Source organism: Paenibacillus sp. Soil724D2 (assembly GCF_001427935.1).
Taxonomy (GTDB): domain Bacteria; phylum Bacillota; class Bacilli; order Paenibacillales; family NBRC-103111; genus Paenibacillus_E.
On sequence record NZ_LMRY01000051.1, the window covers coordinates 1 to 13,122 of the forward strand.

Genomic DNA, 13,122 nt, shown 5'->3' on the forward strand with positions numbered 1-13,122 from the left:
ATAAAGTCCAGATGTAATAATATGTTATTTTTTGTGGATAACCTTTGATCGCAATTAAACTATTCTACGATGTTAGGTTTGATGCATGCTTAGTGTGTAAAACATCGTTACAAGCCACACACAGCGCAGGTGCAAGCACTGTTTTCATCTGCAACGATGAAAATCATTGTTGCAGCGAGCGACAGCCACGGCTGAGACATCTGTAACGATGTAAAACATCGTTACAAGTTGCACACAGCGCAGGTGCAAGCACTGTTTTCATCTGTAACGATGAAAATCATTGTTGCAGCGCGCTACAGCCACGGCTGAGACATCTGTAACGATGTAAAACATCGTTACAAGCCTCACGCAGCGCAGATATCAGGCCTTATATCATCTGCAACGATGAAAATCATCGTTCTAGCGCGCTAGAGCCATGGCTGAGACATCTGTAACGATGTAAAACATCGTTACAAGCCACACACAGCGCGGATATCAGGCCTTATCTTAAAAAAAGAGACCCACAGCAACGGGCTGCGGGTCTTCAAGTATATATATTTAAAAAGGGGGTCGAATTTCAGTATAGGCCCCGAACCTTAAAGCCAGATGAAAACCAGATGTCATTTTGGTTACAAATGATTCCTATTTGTTACAGACATGCTGCTCTATTTTTCCTTGATCGGGATATATATGTCCATTTGGATAAGCTCATTTTTGGATGGGTTACAACGTTCATCATACAGTTCGAACTCCGCGCCACCTGCATGTTCATAGCCGGAATGAGGAAACCATTCTTCGAAAATGGACTTCCAAGTGCTCTGAATGGATGCAACGAATTGATCTTGAGTGACCTTAGGTGTCGTAAACACCACATACCTTGCCTCCGGAAATTCACGGCTTACCAAATCGGCTGGCACATCTTCAAAACCAGTGGCCTCCATTCCGATGATATAACTTAAATCCCCAGTCTCCATGTTGAAATCCGTACAAATCCCCAGCTCAACTCGTGAATCTGCATGTACACGATTGGGAATGCGATTCCCCTTGCCCTCTTGTAGATACGAGCCCCAGAATGCGGGTATTTCACGATGGTTCCTTCCCTCTTTGCAGGACGTTTTCAGTTCATAGCCAATCAGTTTAAAAGCAGGCTTCGTCTTCAGTTGATATTCCATTCGAATTCCTCCTAATATAGGGATCTTTGAGCGTAGCTCAAAGTCTCTCCGCTTTGGGTTGAATTTTCTTTGCAGCAAATTCGCTTTCGCATAAACTGGCGTCAGTATGCCTTGTTTACGGTAAGCTAGCGGCGTACGTTCAAAAACTTTTTTAAATGCTCGAGTGAAATTCTCGTGGGACTGGAACCCATTGTCGAGGGCAATATCGATTAACTTCTTCTCCGTATGTGCGATCTGATATGCCGCGCTCGCTAATCTTCTTTTCCGAACATACTCCATCACAGCTTCTCCCACCATGGTTTGAAAGACTCTATGAAAATGGAAGTCAGAGAAACAAGCGACTTGAGCTAAACAAGCAACAGATAAAGGCTCGGATAGGTGATCTTCAATATAATCCAAAGTCTTCTGAATCTGCACAAAGTAATCGGTGCCCATCGGTTGCCCCCCTCCAGCCTTCTAAACAAAGTGTAAGCTATTTATAATAACGGTTCTTGACCTTTCTTGCTAAAGGACTCGCCCGATGCGATCCCATCGATTATTTCCAACTCCCTTTGGAAGCAACCGAATAGGTCTTGTACTGATTTCTGCCCTTGATTTCCAGACAATTGATTTGCAAGCCGTATGCGCAGCCGCCATCAATGCCGATTTTATCACGATCGAACCATACATCTGCTTTCCCATGAATATCCTTAGCCGGCGTATGCCCAAAAACGACTGTTTTTTTTACGACGGTTCGCTGCTGGACAAAAGGAGCTCTAATCCACATAAAGTCCCTTTCTGGCTGGGTTTTCCAATCCAAAAATGCGGGGTTAAGCCCAGCATGAACATAAATGTGAGTCTCATCCTCGTGATAGAACGGAAGATTATTTAGAAATGAAATATGATCGCTGAACTTTGCTCGAATTCGTTCTTTCGATTGCTTCAAATCAAGCTCCTCGGCACCGCAGAAGCTTTTAAACGTTTGGATACCACCATGTTCAAAAAACTTCATTTCCGTCAATGAATCTACGTCCCCCAGAACATCTACAAAACGTTGGTCATGATTCCCTTTGAGCGCAATCGCTCCCTTTTCGCGCACCAAATGCATAACTAATTCCACGGTTTCCCGACTTTGCGGCCCCCGATCCACGTAATCACCAAGCAGCACGAGCTGGTCTTCTTCGGCATTAAAATTTACTTTATCGAGTAATTGCTTGAATTCATCCACACAGCCATGTATATCGCTTACGGCTAACGTTCTTTTCATATCCTGTACCTCCTGATGACGCGCTCCGGCTAATCCGTCCCTAGCAAACTCTGAGTCTATGCGTATTTCTATGAATTAGGTTTTATTTTATCATAGTTTGGTTTATTCGGGATTCCTTAAATTATCATTCAACTAACGTAAGAAACATGAAAAGGACGTCCCGATGGACGCCCCCTCATTCAACTTCCTGTTACTATTGATGTACAATACTCCTTTAACCTCGCGGCCAGATCGGAAGGTAAAGATGGAAAACAGCAAGAAAACTCAAGGTCATCCCTGCCATCATCAAAAAACTGTATATAAGCATATCTTTACGATACTTTTTGTTCCTCATTCCGGGCACATCTCGAGAAGCAAGTAGTACAAAAAGAACTACAATCAGGATGACTTTCATTAACTTTCGGACTCCTTCTCTTTCAAAATTAAAGGTTTATTCGTTAAACCTGTACGGTTTACCGTCAAATCAGTAATGATATTGACTTTAAGCTTGGGAAAATCCTCCTCCCATTGCTTTTTAAACTTACTTTTCCACGCTTTTGGATATTTCCGTTCGACAGCGACTCCAAATCCGAAAATGTCTGATTTAAATTTTTTCTGTGCCATATCAAGTACCAACTGAATTCTTTTTTTGAGATCCTCTTCCAATTCTTTTTCCACAAAATGAATTACTTTTGGATCACTTACATCCAATTTCGAGTTATTCTCATAAAGATCATTCTCAGCACTTACTTTCACTTCCATGGTTATTTCTCCATCCTTAAGAATCGGAGTGATTTGGGTCTTGGCCTTCAGTATTAAAACACTGATTTTTCCATTTCCCTTTTCCTTCGGAATGTTTACCGTGACAACACCGGTTTTCATTTCCTTGCGAAGCCAGAGAACCCCTCTCGTCTCTAGGTCATTCATCCAACCAATTAATTTATCCTTTTTGAATATCGCGGATCCATTGAGCGATAGGTTGGTTTCTACATTCGACACAGATGGTGCCTTTGAATCCTCTTCATTCATTAAATTCGAAGATACAATTTCCATTTCGGCAGCAACCGGTTCCACGCCTTCTGTTACAAGCATGTGGACAAACTCCTTTAGATTTATCCTTACGCCAATGTGCTGTTTCACTTCCTCCCTCATGACTTCCGATGGTATTCTTTCGAGTTTAGGGATAAACTTTAGAATCTTTAAAGCCTCTCCCTTGGTAAAAAGTATGTAACTGCGCATTCGCGCTTCCCGTTGTCTAATAAAAAAATCGAGTATCGGAGAAACTCCGTCTTGAGCCATTTGTTCGCCAATAACGATAATACCGCTGTGAGAAAAGAAAATGCGGCGCGGCAGTTTCTCTTGGAGTCTTCGATAGGCATCCAGAATCGATTCCCCCTTTTCTGAAGCGACCCATACAGCTTTAGCTCCTATACCTTTCTCCCCGCTAGAGCCCCCTTGGCCTGCAGCGCCTAACATTCGCGGAATAGCGATCTGCAGCGCTAAACGGATTTTACCATCCTCCGTTTTATCGATTCCTGCTGCGGTTACAAATGCTAGATCATTGACTTCTATCCGGCTCCAGCAGCCCGAGAGAATCGGCATCATCAAAAGGATCAATCCCAATAAAATCCGTTTTTTCATCCAACATTACCCTTCCGTAGAAAATCCTACTCCTTGCGGGTCGGCTGACCGGGACGCATGGACCTTTTCATTCGCTGCGGGTTTCTTTTTGCTCCTTCTTCCGGACGATTCGTCATACTCCACCAAGGCGCCCGTACAAGCACATCTTTAAAGTCACCAAAATGTAAAGGGGCCAAAGGTGACAAATAGGGCATACCGAATGATCGAAGGCGGCACATATGGCTCATGATAAACAATACGCCTAATAGTATGCCATATAACCCCAGTGATCCCGCTAGAAACATCATCGGAAAACGCAGCATTCTGATCGCGACTGCCTGGCTAAAGCTGGGAATGATAAAAGAAGCGATACCGGTGATGGATACGACAATAACCATGGGGGCGGAAACAATGCCCGCCTGAACAGCAGCTTGACCAATCACCAAAGCTCCGACAATACTTACCGACTGTCCTACCGGCCTAGGCAAACGCACACCAGCTTCGCGCAATCCTTCAAAGGCTATTTCCATTAACAATGCTTCAATTATAGCCGGAAAGGGAACCGTTTCACGGGAGGACGCCACACTGTATAACAGGCTTGACGGAACCAATTCCTGATGAAATGTTAATAAAGCAATATACAAAGATGGCAAAAACAAGGCAATCACCAGAAACAAAAAGCGTATCCAGCGGATCGCCGTCGAGATCATAAAGCGCCCATAATAATCTTCACTCGCCTGCAGCATTTCATAAAAAGTAACCGGAACATACAGGGCAAAAGGCGTATTATCGATAATAATCGCTACTTTCCCTTCCAATAAATTGCCAACGACTTTATCTGGTCTTTCTGTGCTCTGCACCTGAGGGAAAATGGAACTCGGAGTGTCTTCAATGAATTCCTCGATATACCCGCTTTCGAGAATCGCATCGATGTCAATCCTGCCGATTCTTTCACGGACTTCCGCTACCAGGGCTTCATCAGCAATATGATCCAAGTATGTAATGACGATCTCCGTTTGTGATAACCGTCCTACTTTCATCGCTTCCATCTTCAACTGAGGAGTTTTCAATCTCCTTCGAATAAGGCTGGTATTGGTCCGCAGGTTTTCCGTAAATCCATCCCTAGGACCGCGGATCACCGCTTCTGTTGCTGGTTCTTCAACCGAACGAGACTCCCATTCTCTTGCACTGACGAATAAAGCCTGATCGAAACCGTCAAGAATCAATGCGGTATCCCCGGACAACACATGATTTATCACATCTTGAAAATTCGCCCCACTGCTTACTTGCGCAGCAGAAATCACTTGATTCCGAAGCAAATTTTCCATTTCCTCATAATGACATATAAGTTGTGTCAAATGATTTTTCCCGTATGCCATTAGAGGTTTTATGACATCATCATCAATCAATTTCATATTGACAAGGCCGTCTAAAAAAAGAATCGTCCCCTTTTGCGTCTCACCTACTTGAAAATCCCTAAACACAATGTCTGAAGAACGATCAAAGATCGTTTTCAATTGTCCAACATTCTGTAAAAGATTCGTGCTAAGCAGGTCACTTTCCATGGGTTTCGTGAGGATTGCGGCAGATTGTTCAACAAAGTTCGCGGGCTTTCGTTTAGAGGCCAATAAACTTTTCAACCAACGTAATGACCCTTTTCCCATGCTAAATCCCCTCACCTTTAAACCTTTATTTTTTCACAACCGTTAAGAAAAGATAACCGATCAGCATAACAACCATAACGACCATGTAGAAGGCTCCCATTGCGGCCAACAGCATTTCCAAAACAGTGAAAGTGTACAAATGTGGATGTACTACTAATTTCGACGTAATTTCCTGTAAGTAGAAATACATACACCATCCAATAAAAGCGATGAGCACGGAGGAAAAAAATAAATTACGAATATTCTTCATCATTTCTCCTCTAACAAGTGAGTTGTTCTTTTTTCAATTTCCAACTATTATCTTTCGACAAATGAAGGTAAATAATACCTAATTCCTACCACTTTCGTTTAAAAAGAAGACGAACGCTAATAATGATATCTAATTCAAAGAAATAGGATGACTTGATATGGCTTGAGAGTAAATTCTATGTACGATGTTAAGGTGAGGGCGATATGAATCAGGAGAAAATAGGTATCAAACAACTCTTTCTAATGATGATAGCTTTTGAAATAGGAAGTGCTGTCATTTTTGCGTTAGGAGCGGAAGCTAAACAAGATGCTTGGCTCGCCGTATTAATAGGCATGGTTCTTGGGCTTATTTTAATGTCCGTCTTCACCAAGTTGTCTGGGTATTATCCAAATGATTCCTTGATCCAAATCATTCAAAAAGTTGCAGGCAGGTACATTGGATATCCACTCAGTATCACTTATATTATTTATTTCACCTCTCAAGCTGCAAGGATCAGCCGAGACTTCTCCGATCTTATGCTTTCTACCATCTTAGTTGGAACCCCAGAAATTTTTATTCTTGCAAGTTTTGTTGCCGTCATTATTTATACGCTCCGCGGTGGCATTGAAGTATTTGGACGAATGGCCGAAATGGTGGTTCCCGGCGTTCTGTTAATATCCTTTGGCACATGGATCATTGTTTATGCTTCAGGAGTTGTAGACCTAAAACAGCTTACACCTGTACTCGGTACAGGAATAAAAAACGTATGGAAAGAGTCATTCCCAACCCTTACCAGCCTTCCTTTTGGTGAATTAGTCGTATTCACTATGATTTGGCCAACGGTAAAAGATAATGCAAAGCTTAAAAAGGTGGGGATGACTGCCGTTTTGACAGCAGGAGTTTTATTATCACTTAATATAATAGGCATGATCTCTGTTATTGGAGCTCAGTTGTACGGTATGTTAAATTATCCTCTTTTGTCGACGATACGAATGGCCTCGGTGGCGGATTTTCTTGAGCGGATTGATGCAGTGGTCATTCTGCTAATGGTAGCAGGGGGGTTTTTCAAAGTTGGTGTTTACATCTATGGTGCCGCGGCTGGAACAGCCCATTTATTTAATTTGAAGAGTTACCATTACGTTCTTATTCCGATTGCAGCGATTATTGCCCCTCTTGGTCATGTCATGACAAAGACATATGCCGAGCACCTATCTATAGGTTTTAAATTTAACATGACCTATGTTCAACTTCCTTTACAATTTGTAATACCTAGTTTGTTACTGGTAGCAGCTTACTTTCACCAAAAGGTACTATCCCACAGAAATTCTAAATTGTGATCAAAGGCAATAACGATTTAGTAGATTTCGTGCAAGGGTAAAAAAAAGGCTGAACACGAAGTTGTGTCCAGCCTTTTTAGCACAAAAGCTCATAGCATTCTTACTTCATGAGTGACTCCATTTCTACACACGCCATCACGAATGTGCCAACGCCATGCAGATCGTTCTCACTAGTCGGACGAGTCACATAGTTCTCATAATCGCCTGCTGACGTTCCGATACAGATGAGTGGCAGAATCACCCGCTCCTGCTCGTCGAACTTCAGTGTTCGGATCAGTCCTTCATATCCCTTCACCGCTGCGTCCACACATTCTTGGCCGACAACCCCGTGCTTAATTGCTTTGGCAATCGTATATACGAACAGATTGGTACAGGATGTCTCCAGCCAGTTATCCGGCTGATCACCCTTATCAACGATTTGATACCACAATCCGCTTTCCGTATCCTGATATCGAATCAAGGCATGAACGAAATCACGCAGCGAGTTAACTAACTCTTCGCGCCCTGGTTCGTCCGCTGGGAGCTCATCAAGGAATTGTGTAACCGCTAGGCCATACCAGCCCAGTGAGCGTCCCCAAAATTCCGGTGAACAGCCAGTTTCCGCATTCGCCCACGGCATCTTCCGGCTTTCATCCCACGCGTGGTAAAGCAACCCTGTTTCTTCATCTTTCATATATTTGCGCATCAGTTTCTCTTGATGCAGCACCGTGGAGCGCAATGCATCATCACCGTAAGCATTCGCATACTTCAATGAAAAGACACCTGCCATATACAAACCGTCCAACCACATATTGTAGGCATATTTATCTTTATGCCAGTAACCGCCCTCCGAAGTGAGATTCAGCGTGTTCAGCAAATTTCTCAGCTTATCCGCAGCGATACGGTATTTGCTGTGTCCTGTCTGTTGTTCCAATCGGAATAACAAAAGCCCCGCTTGAACCGCATCCAGCTCATCCCGTGCGAAATATAGATTGCCGTGTTCGTCAATCAAACCATCGACATACGCCTGAATATAGGCGTCATAGCGATCATCTTGTTCAGCTTCCCACAGCATTTCCATGCCGCATAAGAAAACACCTTGGTGGTAATGCCAGCGCTCAGCAGGCGGGAGCTCTATCGGCGTGTACGTGCTCATAATTGAATCGCAGGCAGCTCGTGCCCATTCGATGGGTGATTTCACAAAATGATGAGTCATCATAATCCCCTCTCTATTCCTAAGTGTTTTGTGAATCAACTGACGGATTCCAACTTGAATAAGCATGACCAATACAATAATCCAAGGATGCCATACATGATCAATCTGTCCAGCCGTTAGCATAAAAAGAAGCAAACCTGCCGCACGAAAGGCATTTCCTTAACCCTTAATGGAGCCGATCATAGCCCCTTTAGCAAAGTGCTTTTGCAAGAACGGATACACGCACAAGATCGGTAAAGTCGCAACGACGATAACTGCCATCTTAATCGATTGTGCAGGAGGCGGTGTGACACTATCCAAATCCGCACTGACATCCATCCCGCTGGCGAGCACTACAATTTGTCTGAGGAGAACCTGAATCGGCCACTTGGTGCTCTCATTCAAGTAAAGAATAGCGCTGAGGTACGTATTCCAATATGTCACAGCATAAAATAGCGAGATGGTTGCAATAGCCGGCATCGATAAGGGCAGCACAATTCGGAACAAGATGCCAAAGTCGCTGCAGCCATCGATCTTGGCAGACTCTTCGAGTCCCTCTGGAATGTTTTGAAAGAAATTTTTCAAAATAATTAAATTAAAGGCACTGATCGCAGATGGAAGAATCAACGATGCATAGCTGTCGATCATCCCCAGTTCCTTCACAACTAGGAAGGTCGGAACCAATCCGCCGTGAAACAACATCGTAAACACAACAAGAAACATAATGATTTTTCTTCCATCAACGTCTCTACGGGACAAACCATATGCCATAAGAGCTGTGATAAACATACTGATAATCGTTCCCGCAAGCGTGGTGCCAATCGAAACACCCATGGCTTTAAAAATCGTATTCGTTGAGAAAATGAATCGATATGCCTCTATGCTCCAATCCGTCGGAATGATGACAAATTTCTTGGCCGCCATTTCCGCACTTGTCGTAAAGGAACCCGCTACAACGTGTACAAAGGGGATAAGCGTAATGAGACCAATGATCGTTAGCAACAAATAGTTGATGATGCCAAACATTCTGCCGCCTAGCGATGTATCTTCAACCATGGTAGAACCTCCTTAGAGTTTTGCTTTAGCAAAACTTACTTCGTAAGCGCTACTGAGTTTTGCGTTAGCAAAACTTGCTTCGTAAGCACTAATAAACGCCCTCTTCGCCCATCTTCTTGGCAATTCGGTTAACTAACATAACCAGCACAAGTCCAATAAACGATTTGAACAATCCGATTGCAGCACTGTAACTGAACTGCCCTTGTTTTAACCCTGCTGTATATACATAAGTATCAATGATCTCAGCAACATCTCGGTTCATGGAGTTGAGAAGCAAGTAGACATGTTCAAAACCGAGTTCGAGAACCGCACCAATTTTCAAAATTAATAAAACAATGATGACACTTCGAATAGCAGGCAAAGTAATATGCCACATTTGTCTAATCCGTCCTGCACCATCCATACGCGCAGCCTCATACAACTGAGGATCAATGGAAGCAATCGCCGCCAGATAAATAATCGTGCCCCAACCCGCTTCTCTCCAAATCACTTGAAGAATATAGATCGGTCTGAACCATTCGGGAGCTAACAAGAAATTGATCTTTTCAAATCCAAAAAACTCAATAATATCGTTGATAATTCCGCCGTCCATCGTCAGCATAACGAAACTGATCGAGACAATAATAACCCATGACATAAAGTGTGGCAGATAGACGATCGTTTGAAATACTTTTTTGAAAAGATCCCCTTTGACTTCATTTAGCATGAGTGCCAGAATGATCGGAATCGGGAAATAAAACAAGAGATTCATGACAAATAAAATTAACGTATTGCTTAAAATAATCAAGAAATCAGGCTCTGTAAACAACCGCCGAAAATGCTCTAATCCAACCCATTCACTCCCGCTAATCCCTTTAAAAGGTTTATAATTCTGAAATGAAATGATCAATCCGTACATAGGGATATATTTGAAAACGAGAAAGTATAAGACTCCCGGCAGCAGCATGACGTAGATCCATTTGTTTTTCCAGAGTCGTCTACCCAGTTCACTGCTTTGTTTCCTAGCCACCACACGTTGTGCTACATTCACTTCCTGCATACGGTTTCTTCCTTTCCGAACGATTCATTCAAACCGAGAAGACTGCTACTGATGACACAGCAGCCTCCCCGCATTCAACCTGTATAATTTGCTGTCATAACTTTATTTTTTATAAACAGCGTTGTATTCCTCGATAATTTTGCTGCCTCCACGACTCTTCCAATCTTCAATAGCCTTATCAAAACCAGCCTTATCGATCGTGCCGTAGATATATTTGTTCGTTGCATCTTTAATCACATCTTGAAGTTGAGCGCCTTTCTCCTGGTTCGTTTTCGAATCCAGAGCCGTTACCGGATCCTGCACAGCAAACTTCAGATTGGCAATCTTAAGTTCATCCGCCTTACCTTGAGCAGGAATCGTAGGAATACCCAAGTATCTGCCGGAAGTATCTTCATCACCTATGGCCGCGTCCGTGAAAGGCTTGACTTCGCGTGTCCATTTCTCTTCATCCAGCTTCTTTGCTTTGTTGTCGATTACGCTGTAGTTAGCATCTTTAATGCCCCAGTTTGCAACGTTGGCAACTTCAGGCGTCATCATTTTGTCAAAGAAGGCCAAGACCTTCTTTAGCTCAGCTTCTGTTTTCGTAGCGGATTTCGGGAACAGAACGACGTTTGCATAACCAGGAAGAGCCCATGCTGCAAATTTACCGCTTGGCCCAGCCACCATACTGTGCACATCTACCACTGCTGTAGGCACGTTTTTGATCAAATCTTTATTGAGAGATGAAACATCCGTCATGGCACCGATGTACATACCCGCTGTACCATTGGTGAACAGCTTTTGTTGATCCGTTTTACTTGTAGCCGCGAAGTCCTTGTTGATCAGTCCACCGTCACGCAGCTTCTTGTAGTAATCCATTGTCGCTACATATTCTGGGAACATAAACTCTGGCTGCAGCTTGCCATCTTTAAGGCCCCAATTGTTCGGTACGCCTAACCAAGTGGCAACGGTTTTGAATGATCCGTAAACGAGATCGTTACGATCCGTTAAGCCGATGGTATCCTTTTTGCCATTGCCGTCAGGATCATTTTCAGTGAACGCCTTCATCATAGCAACCAAATCATCCGTTGTTGCAGGTGGCTTCAGTCCCAGCTTATCCGCCCAATCTTTCCGATAGATGAGGCCTTGACGGGCAATGTCTACACCGCGATATAGCGTATAGAGCTTGCCATCCACTTTCGTATTATCATTTGTCGTGGATTTCAATTTACTCAGGTTCGGGAAGTCCTTCAGCAAAGGACCAATTTCCCAGAATTGCCCGTCACGAATGGCTGATTTCATCTGAATAAATGTCGCCTGATTTTTCAGGTAAGTGACTTGCGGCAGTGCCCCTGTTGCAAATGTTGTATTCAGCTTCTCCTCATACGTATCCGCCGGGAAAAATTGATACGTTAGCTTCGTGTTCGTCAGCTTTTCGAGTTCTTTAATGATCGTATCTGGCGGCGTTTGCGCTGTGTTCAGCGGTGCCATAATCGTGATCGCCGTCGGTTTGTTGTCTGCCATTGCTTTAGGTGACTCCACCGCCACCGCGCCAGTCGTAGCTGCAGGAGTTGACTTCCCCCCGTCTGAACAAGCTGCCAGCGCAAAGCTGGAAACAAGCAGAACGCTAAGTGGAATCGAGACTAATTTTCTCTTCATATTGGTTAGACCTCCGCGAAATTGTTGTGTGCTACAAATTCCACACTACACGCCCGCAGGGAGGTACCGAAATAATCATTTACTCATTTAGACCCCGTTTGGCATGGGTTGTGAGATGATGATTATCGGTCGGGGCGATGATTATCCGCTCCGCTCGCACTTTAACCAGTTGGGCACTCTTCTTGTTACTTTAGCGATGTTTTTCATCGCTACACGTACTCGTGCGCGCTCATACACGACTCTAACGATGAAAATCATCGTTTCAGCTCGCACTTTAACCATTTAGGCACTCTTCCTGCTACTCTAGCGATGTTTTTCATCGCTACACTCACTCGTGCGCACTCATAAGCAACTTTAACGATGAAAATCATCCTCTCAGCTCGCACTTTAACTAGTTCGGTACTCTTCCTGCTACTCTAGCGATGTTTTTCATCGCTACACTCACTCGCATGCGCCCATAAGCTACTTTAGCGATGAAAATCATCCTCTCAGCCTAAACCGGGCTTCCCCCGTAGCCACACAGCTCCTCCGGCAGCTCGCTCGATAGCTCCAACAAGCCGCAGATCACGAAGGCCAGCTGATTGCTCTCCTTCATACGCACCTACTGCTCCTCAGCAGGGCTCATGTTCTCTGGTGCCTTATCGTCCGGCACCTCTATCATCTGCACCTTGGCATACGACCCAATGCGCTTTCACATACTCCGCGATCCAGTCCACGAGATAGCGCCCCTTCAATTGCCATACGGTAAATATCTTGTTCATGCATAACCGACATTCTCCCCTCATTTGCTCCATTGGATAAAATACAATCAAATCAGGCTCATTCACCTTATTTGCCCACTTTCATTGGAGTTAATCCAACAGAATGCTCCAAAACCAGCTCTTCTGAGCTATTTTGAACTTCTGTCAAGAAAGTAGACACAACTTTATGAAGCCTGAAGTTGCTTGTAGTAGTTTTTTTCGAACCAATACGGGGACTTATTGCCTAAT

The 13,122-nt window shown here is 43.8% G+C and carries 12 protein-coding genes; 1 reads left to right on the plus strand and 11 read right to left on the minus strand.

The features are described 5' to 3' along the window. Positions 1-644: 644 nt before the first annotated feature. The 5 genes from ASG85_RS30195 to ASG85_RS30220 all read right to left on the minus strand — a co-directional run bounded on the left by ASG85_RS30195 (position 645) and on the right by ASG85_RS30220 (position 5,913). Complete coding sequence (locus tag ASG85_RS30195) at positions 645-1,586, minus strand: AraC family transcriptional regulator (protein WP_060648688.1); 942 nt, start codon at positions 1,584-1,586, stop codon at positions 645-647. 100 nt (positions 1,587-1,686) lie between these two features. Further along, positions 1,687-2,397: a metallophosphoesterase family protein gene (locus ASG85_RS30200; protein WP_060648689.1), complete on the minus strand. Its 711-nt coding sequence runs from the start codon at positions 2,395-2,397 to the stop codon at positions 1,687-1,689. Positions 2,398-2,790: 393 nt separating this feature from the next. Next, on the minus strand, positions 2,791-4,017 hold the full coding sequence (locus ASG85_RS30210; protein ID WP_057304006.1) for a Ger(x)C family spore germination protein: 1,227 nt from the start codon (positions 4,015-4,017) through the stop codon (positions 2,791-2,793). 26 nt (positions 4,018-4,043) lie between these two features. Then, positions 4,044-5,660, minus strand: a complete 1,617-nt coding sequence (locus ASG85_RS30215; protein ID WP_060648694.1) for a spore germination protein — start codon at positions 5,658-5,660, stop codon at positions 4,044-4,046. 25 nt (positions 5,661-5,685) lie between these two features. Further along, positions 5,686-5,913, minus strand: a complete 228-nt coding sequence (locus ASG85_RS30220) for a hypothetical protein (protein ID WP_156396918.1) — start codon at positions 5,911-5,913, stop codon at positions 5,686-5,688. A gap of 200 nt (positions 5,914-6,113) precedes the next feature. Between ASG85_RS30220 and ASG85_RS30225 the strand changes: the two genes are divergently transcribed. Further along, positions 6,114-7,226 (plus strand): GerAB/ArcD/ProY family transporter, encoded by a 1,113-nt coding sequence (locus ASG85_RS30225; RefSeq protein ID WP_060648697.1) that lies wholly within the window; start codon positions 6,114-6,116, stop codon positions 7,224-7,226. 100 nt (positions 7,227-7,326) lie between these two features. Here ASG85_RS30225 and ASG85_RS30230 read toward each other — a convergent pair whose 3' ends face one another. From ASG85_RS30230 to ASG85_RS39650, 6 genes are all read right to left on the minus strand, one after another. Next, positions 7,327-8,421: a glycoside hydrolase family 105 protein gene (locus tag ASG85_RS30230; protein ID WP_060648704.1), complete on the minus strand. Its 1,095-nt coding sequence runs from the start codon at positions 8,419-8,421 to the stop codon at positions 7,327-7,329. Between the two features lie 159 nt (positions 8,422-8,580). Next, positions 8,581-9,456, minus strand: a complete 876-nt coding sequence (locus tag ASG85_RS30235) for a carbohydrate ABC transporter permease (RefSeq protein WP_060648699.1) — start codon at positions 9,454-9,456, stop codon at positions 8,581-8,583. 88 nt (positions 9,457-9,544) lie between these two features. Next, positions 9,545-10,495, minus strand: coding sequence for an ABC transporter permease (locus tag ASG85_RS30240; protein ID WP_060648701.1), 951 nt, complete (start codon positions 10,493-10,495; stop codon positions 9,545-9,547). 102 nt (positions 10,496-10,597) lie between these two features. Continuing rightward, positions 10,598-12,133: an extracellular solute-binding protein gene (locus ASG85_RS30245; RefSeq protein ID WP_060648702.1), complete on the minus strand. Its 1,536-nt coding sequence runs from the start codon at positions 12,131-12,133 to the stop codon at positions 10,598-10,600. 141 nt (positions 12,134-12,274) lie between these two features. Further along, positions 12,275-12,415, minus strand: coding sequence for a hypothetical protein (locus ASG85_RS38330; protein WP_156396920.1), 141 nt, complete (start codon positions 12,413-12,415; stop codon positions 12,275-12,277). Positions 12,416-12,771: 356 nt separating this feature from the next. Further along, positions 12,772-12,894, minus strand: coding sequence for a hypothetical protein (locus ASG85_RS39650; protein ID WP_268796140.1), 123 nt, complete (start codon positions 12,892-12,894; stop codon positions 12,772-12,774). Positions 12,895-13,122 lie beyond the last annotated feature (228 nt).